Annotated in this window: 17 protein-coding genes; 13 read left to right on the top strand and 4 right to left on the bottom strand. The window is 59.7% G+C overall.

The features are described from left to right. Position 1: 1 nt before the first annotated feature. The 5 genes from DMP08_RS00260 to yaaA all read left to right on the top strand — a co-directional run bounded on the left by DMP08_RS00260 (position 2) and on the right by yaaA (position 4,530). Positions 2 to 919: a thiamine pyrophosphate-dependent enzyme gene (locus tag DMP08_RS00260; RefSeq protein WP_123191015.1), complete on the top strand. Its 918-nt coding sequence runs from the start codon at positions 2 to 4 to the stop codon at positions 917 to 919. Between the two features lie 178 nt (positions 920 to 1,097). Further along, a complete protein-coding gene (locus DMP08_RS00265) occupies positions 1,098 to 1,667 on the top strand; it encodes a helix-turn-helix domain-containing protein (RefSeq protein WP_123191016.1) in 570 nt (189 codons plus the stop codon). Between the two features lies 1 nt (position 1,668). After that, positions 1,669 to 2,448: a zeta toxin family protein gene (locus DMP08_RS00270; protein ID WP_123191017.1), complete on the top strand. Its 780-nt coding sequence runs from the start codon at positions 1,669 to 1,671 to the stop codon at positions 2,446 to 2,448. 106 nt (positions 2,449 to 2,554) lie between these two features. Further along, the gene (locus DMP08_RS00275) at positions 2,555 to 3,769 is read left to right on the top strand and encodes an amidohydrolase (RefSeq protein WP_123191018.1); all 1,215 of its coding nucleotides are present in this window, start codon (positions 2,555 to 2,557) and stop codon (positions 3,767 to 3,769) included. A 5-nt stretch (positions 3,770 to 3,774) separates the two neighbouring features. Continuing rightward, complete coding sequence (gene yaaA, locus DMP08_RS00280; RefSeq protein WP_123191019.1) at positions 3,775 to 4,530, top strand: peroxide stress protein YaaA; 756 nt, start codon at positions 3,775 to 3,777, stop codon at positions 4,528 to 4,530. 139 nt (positions 4,531 to 4,669) lie between these two features. Here yaaA and DMP08_RS12705 read toward each other — a convergent pair whose 3' ends face one another. Next, on the bottom strand, positions 4,670 to 5,923 hold the full coding sequence (locus tag DMP08_RS12705; protein ID WP_123191020.1) for a Fic family protein: 1,254 nt from the start codon (positions 5,921 to 5,923) through the stop codon (positions 4,670 to 4,672). Positions 5,924 to 6,358: 435 nt separating this feature from the next. Here DMP08_RS12705 and leuS point away from each other — a divergent pair, with 435 nt between their 5' ends. Beyond that, complete coding sequence (gene leuS, locus DMP08_RS00295; RefSeq protein ID WP_123191200.1) at positions 6,359 to 8,932, top strand: leucine--tRNA ligase; 2,574 nt, start codon at positions 6,359 to 6,361, stop codon at positions 8,930 to 8,932. Positions 8,933 to 9,016: 84 nt separating this feature from the next. On the opposite strand, the gene DMP08_RS00300 is transcribed toward leuS, so the two are convergent. Further along, entirely contained in the window at positions 9,017 to 10,831 is a 1,815-nt protein-coding gene (locus DMP08_RS00300; protein WP_123191022.1) for a flavocytochrome c, read from the bottom strand. 239 nt (positions 10,832 to 11,070) lie between these two features. Between DMP08_RS00300 and DMP08_RS00305 the strand changes: the two genes are divergently transcribed. The 3 genes from DMP08_RS00305 to DMP08_RS00315 all read left to right on the top strand — a co-directional run bounded on the left by DMP08_RS00305 (position 11,071) and on the right by DMP08_RS00315 (position 14,444). After that, positions 11,071 to 12,474 (top strand): helix-turn-helix domain-containing protein, encoded by a 1,404-nt coding sequence (locus DMP08_RS00305; RefSeq protein WP_123191023.1) that lies wholly within the window; start codon positions 11,071 to 11,073, stop codon positions 12,472 to 12,474. Between the two features lie 32 nt (positions 12,475 to 12,506). Then, on the top strand, positions 12,507 to 13,562 hold the full coding sequence (locus DMP08_RS00310; RefSeq protein ID WP_123191201.1) for an NADH:flavin oxidoreductase: 1,056 nt from the start codon (positions 12,507 to 12,509) through the stop codon (positions 13,560 to 13,562). 150 nt (positions 13,563 to 13,712) lie between these two features. Then, complete coding sequence (locus DMP08_RS00315) at positions 13,713 to 14,444, top strand: SanA/YdcF family protein (protein WP_244596701.1); 732 nt, start codon at positions 13,713 to 13,715, stop codon at positions 14,442 to 14,444. A gap of 21 nt (positions 14,445 to 14,465) precedes the next feature. Here DMP08_RS00315 and DMP08_RS00320 read toward each other — a convergent pair whose 3' ends face one another. Then, on the bottom strand, positions 14,466 to 15,134 hold the full coding sequence (locus DMP08_RS00320; RefSeq protein WP_123191025.1) for an aspartate/glutamate racemase family protein: 669 nt from the start codon (positions 15,132 to 15,134) through the stop codon (positions 14,466 to 14,468). A gap of 20 nt (positions 15,135 to 15,154) precedes the next feature. After that, on the bottom strand, positions 15,155 to 16,777 hold the full coding sequence (locus tag DMP08_RS00325; RefSeq protein ID WP_244596702.1) for a helix-turn-helix domain-containing protein: 1,623 nt from the start codon (positions 16,775 to 16,777) through the stop codon (positions 15,155 to 15,157). 259 nt (positions 16,778 to 17,036) lie between these two features. Here DMP08_RS00325 and DMP08_RS00330 point away from each other — a divergent pair, with 259 nt between their 5' ends. The 4 genes from DMP08_RS00330 to nrfD all read left to right on the top strand — a co-directional run bounded on the left by DMP08_RS00330 (position 17,037) and on the right by nrfD (position 21,306). Further along, on the top strand, positions 17,037 to 17,642 hold the full coding sequence (locus DMP08_RS00330; RefSeq protein WP_161555391.1) for a molecular chaperone TorD family protein: 606 nt from the start codon (positions 17,037 to 17,039) through the stop codon (positions 17,640 to 17,642). A gap of 66 nt (positions 17,643 to 17,708) precedes the next feature. Further along, positions 17,709 to 19,898: a molybdopterin-containing oxidoreductase family protein gene (locus DMP08_RS00335; protein ID WP_123191028.1), complete on the top strand. Its 2,190-nt coding sequence runs from the start codon at positions 17,709 to 17,711 to the stop codon at positions 19,896 to 19,898. A gap of 1 nt (position 19,899) precedes the next feature. Next, positions 19,900 to 20,433: a 4Fe-4S dicluster domain-containing protein gene (locus DMP08_RS00340; RefSeq protein ID WP_123191029.1), complete on the top strand. Its 534-nt coding sequence runs from the start codon at positions 19,900 to 19,902 to the stop codon at positions 20,431 to 20,433. Positions 20,434 to 20,439: 6 nt separating this feature from the next. Further along, entirely contained in the window at positions 20,440 to 21,306 is an 867-nt protein-coding gene (gene nrfD, locus DMP08_RS00345; protein ID WP_123191030.1) for an NrfD/PsrC family molybdoenzyme membrane anchor subunit, read from the top strand. The last annotated feature ends 43 nt before the right edge of the window (positions 21,307 to 21,349 follow it).

Consider the following 21,349-nt stretch of genomic DNA (forward strand, 5'->3'; position numbering starts at 1 on the left):
AATGGCTCTCAACGCGAAGACCATAGCCAACGACGAGTTCTTCTTCGGCCACAAGGCGTGCGCGGGATGCGGCGGATCCCTTGTCGTGCGCGCTGCGCTCAAGGTGCTGGGCCCGAACGCCGTTGCTGCGCTGCCTGCGGGATGCATGAGCGCCGTCGGGTTCAACTTTCCGCAGCTTTCCTTTGCCAATAACGCAATGATCACGCCTTTTGCGGCTACGGCAAGCGTGCTGACCGGCATCGAGGCCGGGTTGCGCGCGCAGGGCAAGAAGCTCGACGACTGCACCGTGGTGGGCTTTGCGGGCGATGGCGGTACGGCCGACATCGGCATTCAGGCGCTGTCCGGGGCGATCGATCGCAACGACGACGTGCTGTACATTTGCTACGACAACGAGGCGTACATGAACACGGGCATCCAAAAAAGCTCGCTGACGCCTTTTGGCGCCAAGACCACCACGACGCCTGCCGGTCGCAACGTGCACGGCTGCCTGACGCAGAAGAAGAACATGTTCGAAATCGTAGCCGCGCACGGCATCCCGTACGCGGCCACGGCAAGCGTCGGCTACTTGAACGATTTCGTCCGCAAGGTGGAGCGCGCCCGGGACATCAAAGGCACGCGCTACATCCATGTGATGGCTCCGTGCCCGACGGGGTGGGGTTGCGGCGTGGATGAGATGGTGGACATTGCGAAGGACATCGTGGACACGGGCTTGTGGTATTTGGCCGAGTACGAGGGCGAAGCGGTGTGCGGCCAGTACGGGGGTCGTTTCAAGCTGAACAGGAACCCGAAGGAGTTCGCCAGCGTTGAGGCGTACCTGCGCAGGCAGGGCCGCTTCAAGGCGCTTTCCGATGACGAGATCGCCAGCGTTGAAGCGGGTCGTGACGCTGCGTGGGAGGTCATGCGCCGAGATTGGGCGTGATCAGGGATTTGCGGGATGCGAAAGGGCGCCGCTTGAACAGCGGTGACTTTTTTACGAGACGGAGGGACGGGCTGCTGGCTCTGCCCTCCGTCTCGTTTTTTGTCGCGCCTTCCCTGTACAATAGAACAATCGTATGATATAGTTTGATCTATCAAAAGATAGTAATTGGGAGGTAATCATGTCACATGATCTAACTTCGCAGGATATCAAGAGGATCCGGGAAAAGTACGGGCTGACGCAGCAAGGGTTTGCGCGCTTGCTGGGGCTTGGCGAGGCCAGCGTGGTTCGGTACGAAAACGGCCAAACTCCCAGCAAGGCGAATGCGAACCTCATTCGTGCTGCGGAGGACCCCAGGTTTCTTGCGGATTGCCTTGAGCGCGACGGGGCCTTGCTTGCGGACAGCCAGCGTGAGAAAACCGAGAAGATCGTGTACGCGCTGGTTTCTTTCGACAAGGATGGAGACGCCATGGACATCAACGAACTGTACGAAATCACGCTTCAGCAGGAAGTTCTTAACGAGCAGGCTGCGCAGATAATGGGGAAGGTGGCGCGTTTGCGCGGCGCTGCCCAGCGGCGAGGGGATGTGGTGGCCGAAGCTGTATTCGAGGACGTGCTCAAGCAGCTTGCCTTGATACGACCGAGCATCACCTATCGAGAGAATTTGAACGATGTCAAGCTTTCCGAAATCAGGGGGCAAATAGAGTGCTTGCGCAATCTCGCGGAAGCGCGCCAGGCAAAGGTTGCCTGATATGGAGAATCTTGCGGATTACTCGGATTACTCGGATGACGAGTTTGGCGAAGGGTTGCAGACGATCATCAGTGTGCTACTTTCGAACAAACGTTGCGCTCCTGCGGAGCGTCCCTGTGCAGTATTGCTAGGAGGTCAAAGCGGCGCTGGAAAGACGACGTTGCATCGATTGATTCAGGACTCCTTTTCGGGCGACATACTTGTTGTCAACGGCGACGAATACCGTTCTTTCCACCCGTCTTTTAAGCAAATCGGCGAGCAATACGGTGTTGATGCTCCTTCCTATACGGCTGCCTGGGCGGGTCAGATGGTCGAAGCGGTTGTTGACGCTCTTTCCGTGATGGGGTACAACCTGATCATCGAAGGAACGCTGCGGACATCCGAGGTCCCTCTCAAGACGGCAAGGCTCTTGCGCGATCGGGGATACGACGTCTCGCTGGCGCTGATGGCGGTGAAGCCGGAACTATCGCTGGTAAGTTGCCAGCTGCGATACGAGCAAATGCGCATTGCGGGAACGGAGCCTCGGGCGGTCGACCCGAGTCACCATCTTTTGATCGTTGAAAGCATCGTCAGCAACTTGAAGGTGCTCGAGGAGTCGGGACTGTTCGATACCGTGAGCTTGTACGATCGCGCTGAGCGTCGATTGTTCTTCAGCGAAGATGACGGCGGGCTTGCATGCGATGCGCTCGAACGAATCTTGTTCGGTGCATGGAGCGACGAAGAGCGCTTGCACTTAGCGTATTTGGAGCGAAGGCTGGCAGAGCTGAAAACCATTCGCTGACCGCCTTGCCTTCGACGTTTGTGTTGACGGGATTCATCCTGGTCAAAACCGTGCATGTCGGAATATGGTACCCTGCTGAACACAGGGAACGGCGAAAGGGATCCATATGGGGACGGCCAGCACGACCGAGCGCATCCGCGCAATCGGTGCGGATATCGAATCGGAAGTCATTGCACTCAGGCGCGAGTTGCATAAGCATCCCGAGTTGAGCGGCAAGGAAACGCGGACGCAAGAAGCCCTTTGCATCGAGCTGAACAAGCTCGGCATACCGTACCGACGTGCGGCCGGGATGGGCGTTATCGCCACGATTCGCGGTGAAGCGTCGGGAGCCTACGACGTCGACGGCAATCCGGTCAGGCGCGTGGCGCTGCGTGCCGACATCGACGCGCTTCCCGTGACCGAGCAAACGGGTGCGCCTTACGCTTCGCAAAGCGAGGGAGTCATGCATGCTTGCGGGCATGACTGCCATATGGCCATGATGCTGGGAGCCGTTCGCATTCTCGATCAACTGCGCGACCGGTTGCGCGGCGAGGTTCGCATTTTGTTCCAGCCGGCTGAGGAGGTTTCCATCGGTGCGTTGAAGATGATCGACGACGGCGCGCTGGACGGGGTGGATGCCGTGTACGGAGCCCATATTTGGAGCGAGGTTGATGCGGGCGTGTTCTCGTGCGAGCCGGGGCAGCGTATGGCGCATACCGACTGGTTCCGCATCGACATCGAAGGCGTGAGCGCACACGGCTCCATGCCGCACAAGGGCATCGATGCCATCGTGGTGGGCGCCGAGATGGTGACGGCGTTGCAGATCCTCGTTAGTCGCGACGTGTCGCCGTTCGAACCCGTGGTGATCACCGTGGGCGAGTTCCATGGCGGCGAGGCGCGCAATATCATGGCGGGGACGGCGTACCTGACCGGCACGGTGCGTACATGGAGCGACAAGCTGCGCGCCGAAGTGCCTGACCGTCTGGAGCGTATCGTGGGAAAGATTGCCCGTGCGTTCAATGCTCAAGCTCGGTTCACGTTCGAGCTGGGAAACGCGGGCTTGGCGAATGACCCGGCTTGCGCCGAGGTGGCGCGCGCTGCCGTGGTGAAGGTGCTGGGCGAAGAGGGCGTCGGCAGATACGAGGGCACGCTTTCTGGCGAGGACTTCAGCGAATACCTGCGCTTGGTTCCCGGGGTCCTGGCTTTTGTGGGGACTCGCAATCCTGCCGTGGGCGCCGAGCATCCCCAGCACAGTTGCTACTACGAAGTGGATGAAAGCGTGCTGGTCAAAGGATCCATGGTGGCCGCTCAGTGGGCGGTCGACATGCTGGGAGAGGGGTAGGGGTCGTGCGCTTCATTATCTCGCCCGCCAAGAAGATGAACGTAACGGACGATATGTTCGCATGGCGCGATCTGCCGGCGTTCGTCGACCGGGCTGAGCGCTTGGCTTGCGCGGTGGGATCGCTTTCCTATGAAGATGCGAAGACGCTATGGCAGTGTAGCGACGCGCTTGCCGAACTCAATTTCGAACGCTTCCGCACGATGGACGTGTCCGGTAGCGCGGACTCGCTTGTTCCATCGGTGTTTGCGTACGAAGGCATCCAGTACCAACATCTGGCTCCGCACGTTATGACCGTCGCGCAGTTGGAATACGTGCAGGAACACGTGCGCATTCTGTCGGGTCTTTACGGCGTGCTGCGACCGTTCGATGGCGTGGTGCCGTACCGCCTTGAGATGCAGGCCAAATTAGCAGTGGGCCAGGCGCGCAACCTGTACGAGTTTTGGGGCGATTCGCTGGCTCGCGCGTTGGCTTCGGAGTCTGACGTTGTGGTGAACTTAGCTTCGGTCGAATATGCGAAAGCGGTGCTTCCGCATGCGAAGCGTCTTGGCTTGCAAGCTGTGACGTGCTTGTTCGGTGCGATCGATGCGAGCGGCCGCCTGGTGCAGCGTTCGACGGCTGCCAAGGCTGCTCGCGGTTCCATGGTGCGTTGGTGCGCCGAATGCGCCGTCGAATCCGTCACTGATCTGCGCTCGTTCGACGTAGCCGGCTATGTGTTCGACAAGGCGCGTTCTACCGACGATTGCCTGGTGTTTGTGCAGTAGGGGCGGAAAGCGTTTGCGGCGATCCTCGCTTTGCGAATCAGCGTTGGGCCGGCGGGCAAACGTCTGATGTCCTTGACGGCTTGCGGGCTTGGGTGCCCTCTTCCGGATCGGCTAGCTCTTTTTGCGGTTTGGCGTACGGCTAACGGATCCCGGCCGCGTTCGCCACGCCGAACGTCTCTTCACCCTGGCTGCTCAGTTTGAACTTGAGCGGTCGGCGGCTTGTCGTTTCAACAAGATCGGCCTGCTCTAGCTCGGATACGTACTTGCGAGTGCTTTGGGCTGTGACCTCAAGGTGCTTCGCGGCATCCTGCAACGTCACGTCCGCGTTCGCGCCGAAAAGCGACACCTGCACCACTTGGTACAGCACATTGCATGCCCGCTCTGACAAGTCGAACTCAGCGCGCACGCTGCCGAGTTTTTCTTCGGCTTTCATCAGTGCTTCCCGCTTTGCTTGCAGCTCGGCTACCAGCTCGTCCTGAGCCGTCCTGATCAAATTCATCATTTGCAGCACGAAGAACGTGCCCTCGGCATGGTTAAGGGGGTGTTCAGTTACCGAAAACGCCTGGTAGTACACTCCTTTATGCTCGGCGATAACGCGCGAAAGCGATAGCGTGGTGGGTAGGGACAGCGGACTGCTCAAGTACAGCGCTAGCAAGAATCGGCCCGTTCTCCCGTTTCCGTCATAAAAGGGGTGGATGTACTCGAACAGGTAATGCGAAAGCAGCGCACTGTACAGTTCCGGCACTTCCTCGGAATTGACTAGCCTGATCATAGCGTTGAGGTGCGAGATTATGGCGGATTCGGGTTGCACGCCACGATGGATGATCCGTTGCGAGGACGCCTTGACGTCCACGCCATCGGCGCGGAACAGCTGGCCGTCAAGCGCGTCGTCCGGGTCGAGCGTACCCGCCACGACGGCGTCGTACAGCGCACGGATATCCTCAGGAGTCTTGGGCGGCACGACGTCGCCGCTCGTCAGGCCAAGGTACAAGTGGGCGAATTCCATGAACTGCTTTGTCCGCCGATTTTCCCCGACAGGCTGCTCGATGCTGTCGATAGCCTCCCTGATCTGCTTGCGGGTGCTGCGAACGCCTTCCATTTCGTTCGTGCATACCACTTCGTCGACGATGAGGTTGCGTACGTAAGCGCCCCGCGCAATGCCGGGTAAGGCGCTCCATGATCTTGACACCTTTCGCTCGGCGCGAAGAACCTGCTCCGTGACAAGAGACAGCTCGCGCGGCACGGCAAGAAAAAGCTCGCCTGTCTCTACGTTGATCCCGGTCCTGAATGACGAAGCGGCCGTGAGGCGCTTGCGGGCTTCGCGCTCGTTTTCACCCTTGCGATCGCTCGAGGCGTCTTCGTAAAACAGTCTGTCCATTCTTTTGTACGTCATATCGTAAGACCTTTTTTCGAATGTTTTTCACGATTTTAACGCACGTCGAACTCTCTAATAATGAAAAATCTAGATATTTCATTATTAGAGAGCATCTCAAGGCATTTTATGATGAATGAGCCTGTCCGGTAGCGGTTGGTCAATAGCTTAAAAACGCGGATCAACGCGAAGGAGACTCTCGACGACGTCGAGGAAGCTTGCGAAGGGAGCGCGGCTTCGATCTGCTGATGCAGGAGAGGCGTTGCTCGTCCGCTTGCGATTAAAGCAATCGAAGTTGAACCCCAGGGGCTTGATCGCGTCTGCGAAGTCGTGAAGTCGATCGATAATGCTTCGCTTTCGCGCCGCAATCACTATAATGGGAACATTCGCGAATAAACGACCCCCTGCGCGGACGCGCGCGGGCGGTGCCGACCTGACGAGGAAAGCAACATGACCATGAAACCTTACAACCCGCACGAGATCGAGCCCCGTTGGCAGCAGGAATGGGCCGACACCGACCTCAACAAAGTGGCCGAAGATGCATCGAAGCCTAAGAAGTACGTGCTCGAAATGTTCCCGTATCCTTCGGGCGACATCCACATGGGCCACGTGCGCAACTACACCATCGGCGACGTGATCGCGCGCTATTCCAAGATGCGCGGCTTCGACGTGCTGCACCCCATGGGTTGGGACGCGTTCGGCTTGCCGGCCGAGAACGCGGCCATCAAACATAACAGCCATCCGGCTACGTGGACGTATGCCAACATCGAAACCCAGAAGGCCAGTTTCAAGCGCATGGGCTTTTCGTACGACTGGGACCGCACCGTGGTGGCGTGCGATCCCGAATACTATCGCTGGGGCCAGTGGATCTTTCTCCAGATGTGGAAGAAGGGCCTGGTCGAGCGTCGCAACAGTCCGGTGAACTGGTGCCCGAACTGCGAAACCGTGCTGGCGAACGAGCAGGTGACCGAGGGCGAGTGCTGGCGTTGCCACGGTGCGGTCGAGAAGCGCGACCTGACGCAGTGGTACTTTAAGATCACCGATTATGCGCAGGAACTGCTTGACGACCTGGATCAGCTTGATGGCTGGCCCGATCGCGTCAAGCAAATGCAGGCGAACTGGATCGGCCGCTCCGAGGGCGCAGAGGTCACGTTCACGTTGTGCGGGCCCGACGGCGAGGTTCCGGCCAACCCGACCGACGATGACCTGATCACCGTGTTCACCACGCGTCCCGACACGCTGTTCGGCTGCTCGTTCTTCCTGTTGGCTCCCGAATACAAGGGTCTTATGGATCTGGTCGAGGGGACGGAATACGAAGCTGCCGTCCGAGAGGTGGTCGAGCAGGCGTCCAAGGTGAGCGCCGTCGAGCGCGCGCAGGGCGATCGGGAGAAGCACGGCGCGTTCACCGGCCGTTACATGGTGAACCCCATCAACGGTGAAAAGGTGCCGGTGTGGGTGGCCGACTACATTGTGAGCGATTACGGCACTGGCGCGGTCATGGCCGTGCCGTGCGGCGATCAGCGCGACTTCGAATTCGCCCGCAAGTACGACCTGCCTATCATTCCCATCATTCTGGGAGAGGACGATCCGTTGTTCGCCCAGTTGAACGGGGTGCAGGATCGTCGTGTCACTTCGGTCGATTGGGATCATGCTTACGACGCCGAGGGCGTGCTGGTGCAGTCCGGCACGTACACGGGCATGGCGGGCGGCAAGCATAGCCCGGCTGTGGATGCGATCATCGCCGACCTTGAGGCGGCCGGCAAGGGCCGCACGAAGGTGGAGTTCCGCCTGCGCGACTGGCTCATCAGCCGTCAGCGATACTGGGGCGATCCCATTCCCGCCATCCATTGCCCGACGTGCGGCTTGGTGCCCGTGCCCGAAGAGGACCTTCCGGTGCGTCTGCCCGAGGATATCGATTTGGCCGCTGGCGAGACGCTGGCCACGCACGAGGGCTTCGTGAACACGACGTGCCCCGTATGCGGCGGCCCGGCCAAGCGCGAGACCGACACCATGGATACGTTCACGTGCTCGAGCTGGTACTACCTGCGCTACACCGATCCTCACAACGACGAATTGCCGTTCGACCCCGCGAAGGCGAATCGCTGGATGCAAGTTGACCAGTACATCGGCGGCATCGAGCATGCCATTTTGCACCTCCTGTACAGCCGCTTCTTCACGAAGGTGCTGCGCGATCTGGGATTGCTGAACGTGGACGAGCCGTTCGCGAACCTGCTGTGCCAGGGCATGGTCAAGGACGAGCACGGCGAGACCATGTCGAAGTCGAAGGGCAACGTGATTGCTCCCGAGGACATGATCGCCGAATACGGAACCGACGCCGTACGCGCGTACATCCTGTTCATGGCTCCGCCTGACAAGGATCTGCTGTGGGATGAAGGCGGTCTGGCTGGCATCTACAAGTTCATGAACCGTGCATGGCGCATCGTGTGCGACTTGATGGGCGCTGCCGACGACGAAACGTTGTTCCAAGCGGGCTCGTCGGAAGACGAGGGCAGCAAGGCGTTCGAGAAGCTGGTGCGCGAGCGCCATCGCGTGGTGGGCAAAGTGGCCGACGACTTCGATCGCAACAACTTCAACACGGCGCTTGCCGCCATCATGGAGCTGACGAACGCGACGAGCGACTACGTGCGCAAATGCTCTGCAGAAGATCGTGCCGCGAGCGCGTCGATGCATGCGTTCGATCGCGAGGTTGCCGAGGTCATCGTCAAGCTCATGGCGCCGTTCGCCCCGCACTGGGCCGAAGAGCTGTGGCACGACGTGCTGGGCAATGAAGGATCGGTGCACGTGCAGCCTTGGCCTGATTTTGATCCCGAGCAAGCGAAGGCTGACGAAGTGGAGCTTGCGGTGCAGGTGAACGGCAAGGTGAAGGCAAAGATCACGGTTGCTGCCGACGCTGCCGAAGACGACATCAAGGCCGATGGCTTGGCTGCCGTCGAGGTTGCCTTGGCGGGCAAAGACGTCAAAAAGGTCGTCGTGGTTCCCGGCCGTTTGGTCAATATCGTGGCGAAGTAGGATAACAGACAAGGCGAATAATGCGAAAGGGGCTCGGATATCCGAGCCCCTTTCGTTGAAGGGGAGGGAGGGTTTGACGAAGCGTTATCCTGCGTAGTCGGCGGCGTTGTTTCCTGCTATGCGACCGAACGTGTAAATGTCTGCCATGGATGTGGATCCCAGGCGGTTCGTTCCCATTTTGTGGCCGGCGACTTCGCCCGCGGCGAAGAGTCCGGGGATAGGTTTGTTGTCGGCGCTGAGCACTTCGGCGTTCGGGTTGATGTGCAGGCCTCCCATGGTGTAGTGCACGGCCGGTTTGTAGGCCATGATGTAATACGGCGGCGTATCGATCTTGTGCATAGCCCCGCGGTAAGCGAAGTCAGGATCAGAGCCCGCATCTACGTATCCATTCCACTGCTCGATTGTCTTCGCGAGTGCGCTGGCATCGATGCCGAAAGGTTCGCAGGCTTCTTCGAGCGTATCTGCCTTCGTGCAAAGATTCCGTGAAACGAGGTTTTCAAATTCGTCTGCATGGATGTCGACTACTTTAGTCTCGTCTGCAGCCGCCTGATCCCAGATTTCGTAAGCGCGCTCGTCGGTCTGTTTGAGAATGGCTTTGGACAAAACGTCTCGTCGGCCAAGTTCTTCGACGAAGCGCTTTCCTTCTTTGTTGAACATGACCGTGCGCTCGTCCAGACGCATGTCGTCCAAATACAGCAGCGCGCCGGTGTTTACGTCGCAGATGGGATAGGTTTGGATGAGCTCCATATCTACGAGCTCGGCACCGATAGCGGAGGCCATGGTAAGACCATCTCCCTGCGCTCCCACCGAGTCGGTTGAGTTGAATTGCTTTCCAAACTCAGGATTTGCCTTTTCGCGCATTTCGACGTTCGCGCCAAACCCGCCGCATGCTAGTACGACGGCTTTGCATTCGAAGGCGTATTCGTCGCCGGTGACGGTGTTCGTTGCCTTGATGCCGATAATGCCTCCATCCGCATCTTGCACGAGCGCGGTTGCTTTCGTGTTGTCGATGAGCGTGATGTCATCGATCGACTGGGCCCGGGAGGTCAGCTTGGTCGTCATGGCATTGCCGATGTGTCCCGAAGGAATGATGGAGCGCTTGACCGAATGACCGCCGAAGAACAGCAGATTATGCTCCCAAGATATTCCTCCCTCGTAAGTGAGCCATTGTGCTGCGTCGTACACGCCGTTGGCGATGACGTTCACCAAGGCAGGGTCGCCGCGGTGGTCCCCGCCTTCCAGCATGTCGTTTGCCAGTTGTTCGGGGCTGTCGCTTAATCCTGAGTTTTGCTGAATCCAATTTCCGGGCACGGCCATCTCTCCTCCGGACAATGCGGTGGAACCCCCGAATACCCCTAACTTCTCCATGAGCAACACTTTCTTGCCTTTGTTGGCTGCGCTAATAGCGGCGGTAAATCCTGCGCCGCCTGCCCCCACGACTGCAACATCAAACGCTGTGGGGATATCGCTTTCTGGTTGCTGCACGGCTTTATCGCGTTTCTTCCATTCGGATGACTTTTCGCCCGCCTTATCAAGCGCTTCGGCAACGGCGGTGAGGTACGCCATGCTGGATAACGAGGCGCCCGTCACGACGTCAACGTTCAACGTTTGATTGTCGACGATGAGCTTGCCTAGCTTTTCCATGCATACATCGCCCAATCCTGCGGATTCGCGAGAATCCAATACGTCAATACGCTCGATGACCCCATCTTTCGTGACCACTTCGATTTGTATAGCACCGTGTTTTCCCATGCCGCCGCCGACGGTTGCGGTGCTTGCGTCGGCAGAACGCTCTTTCTCGGCCTTCCCTGATGGCGCGCATCCGCTCAATGTCAGCGCGCTTCCTGCCGTCGCTAGTGCAGCACCCGTAAGAAACTGCCTACGTGAAAGCTCTGTCATTTTTGTTCATCCTCCTTGTTGTATCCAGTCCCGCCTCCCATGATGCGTCGGCCTTTTCGGCTGCGCTGTTCGGGACGACGAGAACATAGCACCGCAGCGTCGCACCGGATGGTCGTCGAAGGGGTTCAATATGTAACCCGGCCCTGGTTTAAATAGGTAACCCTGGGTAAAACGCTCGGTGCGACGCATGTTTTCAGGGTAAGATGAGGAACCGAAATTGCAGGAAGGGGAGGTTCTGCATGAAGGAGCCGTATGACCGCTGGAAGGACATGCTCATACGCATCGGGTCTATGCCCGTTGCGTTTCTCGGTATTGGGTTGTATCGTGCGTGGCTTGCGACGTTTTTTCGGTATGGCGCATTTCCTACCATCGACTTTTTTGATTATGCGTTATTCGAAGGTGCCATAGGCGTTGCGTCGTTTGCGGTTGTCTTTCTTGCGCGCCGCGTTACTCCGCTCTGGTCGAACCGGGTAGCGGTTGTCCTGGTTGCTGTCGGCATGGTGGGCGGTTCGGCGCTGTGCGTCATTGCGTGTTTCTGGGTGCAGATTGCGATGCTCAAATATCTTGGGCTTATGTTGGCGGGCGCGGGACTCGGATTGCTCATTCTTATGTGGACAGAGTTTTTCGGATCGCTTAACCCCATGCGTGTGGCTGCATATTATGCTGCGGCTATTTTTTTGGGAGAGGTTCTCAAGTGGCTGTTCAGTGGGTTAGAACCGGCGTATATTGCCGTGTTTTCCGTAACTCTTCCGCTTGTCTCTCTTGATTGGGTGCGCCGCTCCATGAAGCGTCTGCCGGAAATCGACCTACCTAAACCCATGGGCAAGTCAGGACTTTCCGAAGTTCCTTGGAAACCGATTGCGCTCATGGGAATCTGCACGTTTGCGACAGGGTTTGGGGTTCTTCCTGACCAGCCTTTAGCGATGGGGAACACCGTGGGCACGATGTCGGTTGCTGCGCTCGTGTTCTTCGGCGTTCTTTCGTCGTCGAAGTGGTTTAACTTCGACACCATATATCAACTGGCGTTTCCTCTCATGATCGTGGGACTTTTGCTCATTGCTCCACAATTCTCGCTCGATGCGAAAACGGTAGCGGGTTGCTACGATGCGGGTTATACCATGTTGTCCATTTTCATCATGATTGTTTTGAGCAATATCACGTACCGATTCGGCATTTCGGCTGCCTGGTTGAATGGCATTGAGCGTGGTATTCGCTACTTGGTGGAAGCAGGAGGTTGGAGTTTATTTGCGGTTACCTCCTTTTACCTGCCGAAAGATATCGTAACGGGAGTGCATCTGGGGATCGTGGCGGTTGTGGCATTGGCGTTTGCGGTGCTGTTCTTTACGGAAAAACGGTTGTCTGCCAAATGGGGCATCAATCTGAAGCAAAGCTCCGATGGCGATGACGTATTCTCGCCGGGATTGCTCGCTATGCGCGTGTCCGACTTGTCGCGCGAGCATAGCTTGAGTCCGCGTGAGGAAGAAGTGCTGCAGTTGCTTGCACGCAAAGGAACCTCGGCGCAGATCGAGGAGAACTTGTTTGTAGCACGCGGTACGGTGAAAGCCCATACGAGTCGCATTTATCGCAAGCTTGGGGTTCACAGCCGGGACGAGCTTTATGAGTTGTTGGGCATTGAGGACTGACGAGGGTGAAAATGTGCGAAGGGGACGGCTTGATGAATGCGTTGTTCGAGAGCCTGGAGATAGAGACGCTCCGGGCGCGAAATAAGTTTGTGCGTGCGGCAACCTACGAAGGATTGGCTACCGACGATGGGCGCATGACCCCGGAACTGCAGGCTGTCTACAAGGAGCTCGCCTGCGGCGAAGTGGGCACGATCATCGTGGGTTACGCGTATGTCACGCGCGACGAGCAGCCGAACCCGCGCATGCTCGGCATCTACGACGATTCGTTCGTTCCTGCGTACCGCGCGTTCGTTGACGACCTGCATGCTCAAGGCGCATGCGTTGTTTCGCAGATCGTGTACGGCGGTTCTGCCACCAGGCTCGATCCTCCTAGCGCTCGGATCCTCGGCCCGTCTTCCGTCGCCAATCCGAAGACCGGCGTCGTCCCCGTGGAGGCGACGGCGGCCGACCTGCAAACGCTTGCGCATGCGTTTGCGGATGCCGCCGCGCGCGCCCAGGTTGCAGGGTTCGACGGCGTGGAACTGCATGCGGCGCACGGCTACCTGCTCAGCCAGTTTTTGAACCCGCTGCTCAACAGGCGCACGGACGCGTACGGCGGATCGCTCGAACATCGCGCCCGCTTCCTAACCGAGGTCGTCGATGCCGTTCGTGATCGAGTGGGTAAGGCGTTTCCCCTGATCGTGAAGCTGAACAGCTCTGACGGCGTGGAGGGCGGCTTGACCGAAAGCGAAAGCGTAGAGGTGGCGAAGCTGCTTGAGGCGCATGGCGTGTCGGCTATCGACGTAAGCGGGAATTGGCGTTCCTGTCGGACGAAAGACTACGCCGGCGAGCCGTTTTTTGCTCCCTACGCGCAGCGTCTTGCGCGCGAGCTTGGCATTCCCGTGATCTTGACGGGCGGCAATCGCAGCTTTGCTGCGATGGAGCGCCTTGCAGCGGAAGGCGGCATCGCGGGCTTCGGCTTGTGCCGCCCGCTTATTTGCGAGCCGCGCCTCGTGCGGCGGTGGCGGGCCGACTCGAACGCCGTCCCGCGATGCGTATCGTGCAACGGGTGCAGTTCCTCGCCAGGACATCGCTGCATAGTGCCGTAGGCGTTCGCACTGGCGCTAGGCTGAAGTCGATAAGGATTGAAATCTGGGCGAGCGAAACGGGGCGACCGGCCGGTGGCTGGAAGTACGCCTTCGGGGGCTCTGTCTCGCAGTTTGCGTGGATTCCCCCTTGAGTTTCGATGGCGAAGGCCGATGCAGTTGCGCGAAAAGGCCGCTCCTTTGCTATCATCGACGCCTATGGCAAAGGCGAAGAAACATGGATGGGTAAAAGCGATGCTGGGTTTGGTGCTTGGATGCATGCTTGTTGTTGCGGCGACGTTTGCGATAACGAACGTCGTGACGGTGGTCGCAACCAAAAGCAGCATCGTCGATTCCCAAGAGGCGGTTGGCTATGACGCTGACGCCATTGTCGTGCTGGGCGCGTCCGTGTTCGCAGACGGCACGCCGTCGAGCATCTTGCAAGACCGCTTGGATGACGGGATCGCGCTGTACCGATCCGGGGCCGCTCCGAAGCTGATCATGAGCGGGGACAACAGCACCGTCGCCTACAACGAGGTCAAGGCGATGAAGGACTACGCTGTTGCGCAGGGAGTCCCCAGCGCAGACGTGTTCTGCGACCATGCGGGCTTTTCGACGTATGAGAGCATGTACCGGGCCAAGCATGTGTTCGGCGCCGAGCGCATCGTGGTGGCGACGCAGACCTACCACCTGTATCGCGCGCTCTATGCAGCGCATGGCCTGGGGTTGGAGGCCGTTGGCGTACCGAGCGACTATCATGCGTATGCGAAGCAGGCGCAGTACGACGTTCGCGAAGTTCCCGCGCGAACGAAGGACTTCTTCAAGACGATGTTCAAAGTTCCCTCGACGTTCGTAGGCGATCCTATCAGCCTGGATCAATCGGGCGATGTCACCGAAGGCTACTAGGCCGATCTGCGCGAGCGCGTTTTAATCTCTTGTCGATTGTACGCGCAGCAATTCTTGGAGCATCGCGCACGCTTCGCACTGCACCGCATCCAAGACGGGGACGCCGGCTTCGCGCTCGAGCTCGGGGGCAAGATCGATGGTTGCGAATCCGGTGCACGCCAAGGCGACGACCTTTGCGCCGCGGTCGGCCAGGGCGCGCACGGTTGCAAGGGCGCTTGCCCGTCCTGCGGGAGTTTGCAGGTCCAGCGTGTTTTTCACGCCGTCGGGGACCATGTTGCCGATCAGCCGCTGCCCAAGGATGCGGCTGAAGGCCGGCGGCGCCTCGCGCGTGATGCCCAGCACCCCTACCGGTTGGGCGAATCGGGCCGCTGCAGCTGCGGTGCTTTCGCCCGCGCCCACGATGGGGATGCTCAAAACGGAGCGCGCTTCGGCGACGCCCGGATCGTCGGCGCAGCTTACGATGATTCCCTCGACGCCTTCCGCCTCCAGCTGTCGGGCAAGCGCTACCACTTTGGGCACGGCGGAGCCTTTCGTCGTTGCGCTGTGGACGCCCTGCGGCTGGTCGGGGATGCAGCGCGAAACCGTTTTCACGAAAGGCAGACATTGCTCGATCAGGCGTCCATGCGCTTCGACTTGGTTTTGGTCTTGCGTGATGACGCGGATGACGCCTATCGTGCGCACGCGATCCATGGCTGGGCTCCTTGCTGTGGCTATTCGTATCGTTCGATCAGGTCGATCAGCTCTTGTTTCGAGTGTAGCGCGGTCTTTTCCAGAATGCGCCGCGTATGGGTGCGAATGGTGCTTTCCGATACGAACAGGGCATCGGCGATCACTTTCGCCGAACGTCCGCGCGCCAGGTACGGAAGCACTTCCGCTTCGCGTCTTGTCAGGCCGTAGTACTCGGCAATCTGCTCGCATACCTGGTCGAACGCAAAATTCGGATCGGTTTTGGCATGGTCGGCTGCGGCCTTGCGACAGCGTTCGGCTCCCGGACAGGGCTCGACCGTCTGCCACGGTTCTGATTTCTGCTCGGTTAGGGTCGCACCGCCGCCTTCATCCACTTCCCGCCTTCGATCGACCTCCTTGCCGACATGGGGGAGTTCGACGGCGCGCTTGGATTCGCCGTGTTCTTCCTGCTGGTCTGGGGCGCCCTGCTGGAAAAACGAAAAACGGTGACGCGTTCCCTGGAACACCAACAGCATTGCAAGCACGTACACTGCGCCAACCGAAATGCCTATGATGAGCATGGAGGGGCGCTCCGGTATGAGCATGATGATGTATCCCATGCCGATCCCCACCAGTCTTGCGATGATGGAGAGCGCGCGTACGATTCCTCCTATGACGAAGCCCGATACCGCGAAGTCGTAAGCAGTGGACGCCACCATGTACCAGATAATCACGTCGAACATGCCGTAGCCTGCGCTCATGATCACGTTGAGCATGATGGGATTCGACTCCCAGAACAACGGCATGATGGCGAACAGGATGACGATGGCTGGAACGATCACGCGGAATGCGAAGGAGAGGTCGATGCGCCGCCTTGCCAGAAGCACGAGCGCGATCAGCCCTGCGGCTGCGATGATGTTGGCGATCAAGGGCAGGCGATGGGCGTGGTCTGCGGATCCGACGGATACGACCGTCAGCTGCCAGACGAAGCCGAACAGGCAGGATAAAACCAAGCTGGACACGATCAGGCTTACAAGCGACCCGAGCGCGGTGCGATAGCGCTGCGAATCCGCCTTGAGCGCGTATCTGCCTTCGGGCACTTCCTTTTTGCAACGGGCGAGGCATAGCTGCGAGAGGATCGGCAGCGGGGCCATCAAAAGGAGGGCCGGTACGCCTGCCTGATCCACGCAAAGGGAAACCGCGACGAAGAGCGAAGACGTTACCAGCAACACGACCGGAATGTAGAACGAGGTTCGGGACGGATGCATGCGGCCCAGGTATTCCGCCCAGCTTCCCCAGAAGTACCCATAGCCGATACCGGTCAAGACGGATCCCGTCACAAGGGGGACCGGAAGCGCCGATTCGGGCAGCAGCCCGGCGTGCGTGAGCGGCCCTGTTGCCGCTAGAAGAGTCAGCCCTGCAAGGATGAAAGCGGTGAACATCGACGGTTTGAGCCGGTTGTAATACGAAGGATCGCGCTCGATGCGCGAGGCGATGAGGAACAGCGTCGTCATGTTGGAGACGAACGACACGATGACGATGAGCGTTTGGCACGAGGTGTTGTCGGCCAGCCCTTCAAGAAGAAGGGAGCTGCGGAACGTCAGCATGCTGCACGCCCAGAAAAACGCGAGCCCCACATGGTGGGGGCGCAGCGTTTTCCAGATCATGCGCATGCTCCGCCGGTCTGCGCTGGCACGTGAGTTTTCAGTCATGAATCGATGCCCCCCGATAACGTTTCAGCTTGTCGCGGTCGTTGCTGCGCACCGTGATCGCCCCTACGCTTCTTTGCTTGTCACACTATAGTTTACCAGCCAAAACGCAGAATCATCAAAAACTGATGATATGCAAGCGGCTTGCTGGATTTAGCCTTTTGCGACGCGAGAAAGGACGCTAGTGGATTCCCAAGAGCCAATGAACGAAGCCCTTATGCATGCTTGCGTTGAAGTTGCTCCGCTGTTCGTGCGGATGGGCGACGACGCCTTCGCCGATGCGGTCGATCGACGCGCATGGGAAGGCGCGGCGGCGTGTGCAGGCATAGTCGTCGAAGCCCCTTCGGCCGCCGCTTGGCATGCTGTTGAGTGCGAGTTGCTCGTGCCGGGATTGCCTCTGGCCGCGTTGCCGGTGGAGTCTCTGTACAAGCCGTGGCGCGCTCCGGACGGAACCGTGCGCGCGTCGCATGGCTTGTACGGCGGCGAAACGGCGGGTCATGCACGGGCGCTGTTCGATGCCTGCGGGCTTGAGGTTCCGCGCGAGTTCGCGGCGATGCCGGATCATCTGACATTGCTTTTGGAGCTGCTGGCGCTTTTTCTCGAGGTCGGCAACCGTCAGGCCGCGTGCGACCTGATTCGGGATCACTTCGACTGGCTGGGTGGCTACGACGCCGTTTTGCGCGATCGCGCCGAGCGTGCGGCCGAGGCCCCTGTTTTCGGCGAGGCGAAGCGACGCGATCTTGCGGAGGGCATCGCCTTTTTGCGCAACCTTGTGGCAGCGGTCGATCGTGCCGTGCACGAGGGGGCTTCGCTGCGGGTTTGATCCCGAGCCGACGGGGAGGATGCCGCGAGCTCGTTCGCGGCAAAGACGAGATGGTAAGGAGGAGAAATGTTCGATTCAACGGTTTCGCGCAGAACGTTTCTGAAGGGATCGGCTGCTGCTGCATCGGTCGCAGCAGCCGGATCGCTTTCGCTGAGCGCCTGGAGCGCCGATCGTGCGCATGCGGCTGGAGGCGAGCGCAACGTGACGCCGTCGCTGTGCAACGGCTGCTCGAGCAAGTGCGGTCTGACGGCAACCACGCTGGGAGGCACGCTGTTCACGCTGAACGGCATCGAGCAGCATCCGTATTCCAAGGGCAAGCTGTGCGCTCGCGGGCATGGCTTCGCGCAGATGGCGTACAACGACGAGCGCGTGACGCAGCCGTTGCGCCGTACGGAGAACGGCGAGTTCGAACCCATCGATTGGGATACCGCGTTCAGGGAGATCGGCGAAAAGGTGAAGGCCATCGTGGCTGCAAGCGGCCCGGAGTCGCTTGCGCTCATCCACGACCCGCGTCCGTCGGGCAAGTACTACACCAAGCGCTTCATGAACGCTTTGGGGTCGGCGAACGTTTACACGCATGCGGCGGCATGCAACCTGTCCAAGGAAGCCGGCTTGACCGAGACGATCGGCGCGTCGAACTATTCGGTTGACTTCGGATCGTGCAAAATGGTCATGTTCATCGGCCGTAGCTACGGCGACGGCATCCGTCCGTCTCACGCCATGAGCCTGGCGGATGCAGCCGAGGCTGGCACGCGCGTGGTCATCGTGGATCCGCGCCTGAGCAACGCGGGCATCTTCGCCAGCGATTGGGTGCCCGTCAATCCCGGCACCGACCTGGCGCTGCTCATGGCCATCTGCAACGTGCTCATCGAGGAGGACCTGTACAACCGCGATTTTGTCGAGCAGCATACGGTGGGCTTCGAGGAGTTCGCCGCGCAAGCGAAGGAATACACGCCCGAATGGGCCGAGAAGATCTGCGACGTGCCCGCTGATCGCATCCGCGAGCTGGCAAGGGCGCTTGCGAAGGCCGCCCCGGCTGCGGCGGTGGAGGCCAGTTGGCGCGCGGCGTTCGGCTGCGCGTACAGGAACTCCTTCGATACGGCGCGCGCGGTGACTGCGGTGAACGCGCTTTTGGGCAGCTGGGGAGCGAAGGGCGGCGCGTTGATCACGTCCTCGCCGAAGGCTGGCAAGATCGCCGACGAGCGTTTTGCCGAACCGCCCAAGCCTGAAGCGAAACGCGTCGGCGATAAGGAATACGGTGCGGTCAGCGGCTCCGGCTCGAACATCGCGGCGCTTGAAGCCGCGCTGGACGGCCGTATCAAGGGCATGTTCTTCTATAACTCCAACGCGGCGAAGGGCTATGCGCAGCCCAAGGTATGGTCCGAGGCGTTCGAGAAGCTCGACTTGGTGGTTGCCATTGACGTGCAGATGTCGGAGACGGCCATGCAGGCCGATTACGTGCTGCCGGAATGCACGTATCTGGAGCGCATGGAGGCGCCGGACTACATCGGCGGAAAGAAGCAGTTCGTGGCTCTGCGCGACCAGGTCATCGATCGTCTGCATCCTGAGACCAAGCCGTGCGACGAGATATTCACGGGGCTTGCCCAGGCGTGCGGCGTGGGCCGGTACTTCGACTTCACGGTTGAGGAATTGGCGAAGGCCGAGCTTGACACGCTGGGCGTGAGCTTTGACGAGCTTAAGGAAAAGGGCATCGTGGACGTGACGTCCAAGAAGTTCGAATACGGCGTGCCGAAGTTCAAGACGCCGACGGAAAAGTACCAATTCGTCAGCGAGAAGGCGGGCAACGCGGGCTTGAACCCGGTTATCGGCTATGTGGAGCGCCTGGTCATGCCGCAGGGCGATGAGCTGCACTTCATCGGCGGCAAGCAGTCCATCCATTCGCATACCATGACGCAGAACGTGGAGTCTTTGAACGCCATCTCGCGCGAATACAACCTTGAGCGCGTATGGATGAGCGCGAAGGACGCGGCGGATCGCGGCATCGCCGACGGCGATATGGTGGAAGTGGCGTCGAGCGAGCATACCGGCCGAGTGCGCGCGAAGGTCACGGAGCGCCTCAAGCCCGGCGTGCTGTACTTGCCCACGCATTATGGCGGAACGTCGCCGTACCAGACGAGGGCGTACGAATACGGCATCAGCATGACCGAGTTCGTGCCGTTCCACGGCGGCGAGCCGGGCGTCGGCTCGACCATGAGCCAGGAAGTGGCGGTCACGGTGAAGAAGGTGGAGGCATAACATGGCTCGTTACGGAATGCTCATCAACACGAAGAAGTGCGTGGGCTGCTACGCCTGCCGTGTGGGCTGCCAGATGATCAACGGCTTGGATTCCGACAAGGCGTTCATTCACTACGAGGAGTTGGAGACGGGGTCGTATCCCAACGTGTACGCCGAGAACGTTCCCGTGCAGTGCATGCACTGCGAAGACGCTCCGTGCCAGTCGGTGTGTCCGACGGGCGCCACCTACACCACCGATTCGGGCGTGGTGCTGGTGGAGGAAGGGAAGTGCATCGGCTGCAAGTACTGCATGGCGGCGTGCCCCTACGGCGTTCGCGTGCAGCTGCACTCGGGCGTGGTCGAGAAATGCCGTTTCTGCTGGTACGAGGGCGAGCCGGACAATCCTCCGGCGTGCGTGGGCACGTGCATCACGGGCGCTCGCATCTTCGGCGATCTGGACGATCCCAACAGCGAGATCAACCAGGCGATCGCGCGCTATAACGCTCAGCCTCTTGCGAGCGATTTGACCGAATCCAAGATCTTCTACGTGAGGTGATGAACAATGGTATGGGGACCCCTTATTGCTTGGTACCTGTTCCTGGCAGGTGCGTCGGCCGGTGCGTTTTTGACGGCTGCGTTTGTGGAGGCGAAGTATCCTGACAGCAAGAAGATGCGCATTGCCGGGCGCATCATCGCTCCGGTTTTTCTGGCTATCGGACTGGTCATGCTTATTTTCGATGCGGAAGCGGGACTGCATAACCCCTTGAGGTTCGTGTACCTGATCATGAATCCCGGATCGGTCATGACTTTGGGCGTGTACTTCATCTGCGTGTTCATGCCGGTTGCTTTGGCGGCCGCGCTGTTGGAGGTTCTCAAGAAGCCCGTGCCGAAATGGCTCACGTGGATCGGCGTGGTTGCGGCGTTCGCCGTGGCGGCCTACACCGGCTTCTTGTTGGGCGTGGTGAAGGCGTATCCTTTGTGGAACAATGCCGTGCTGCCCATCCTGTTCGTGGTGTCGGCCCTGTCGGCGGGCTTGGCTGCGACCAGCTTCGTTGGCTTGGTGGTGGATCGCGAGCGCTTCGAGCAGATGTGGCTCATCAAGAAGTCGCACGTCATCCTGTCGGCCATCGAGCTGGTGGTGCTGTTCACCATGCTGGTCATTGTCTCGGCTGGAAGCTATGAGGGCGCAGCGTCCGTGCAGATGCTGTTGACCGGCCAGTACGCCGTGCCGTTCTGGGTTGGCATCGTCCTGTTCGGCTTGGTGCTTCCGTTCGCTATCGAGGGATATCCGCTGTTCGTGACCAAGCGCGTGGAAACCTCGATGACCTCCATGGTGGTGAGCGTCATCGGCGAGACGGGCGTGCTGGTGGGCGGTTTCCTGCTGCGCTTGCTGGTGGTGATGGCCGCGCTGCCCGTGGCGTATTTGTAGCGCGTTGCTTCACTCGCTACCGCAGACCCCTCCTCGAAGGACG

The sequence above is a fragment of the Paraeggerthella hongkongensis genome (assembly GCF_003726035.1).
GTDB classification, from domain to species: Bacteria; Actinomycetota; Coriobacteriia; order Coriobacteriales; family Eggerthellaceae; genus Paraeggerthella; species Paraeggerthella hongkongensis.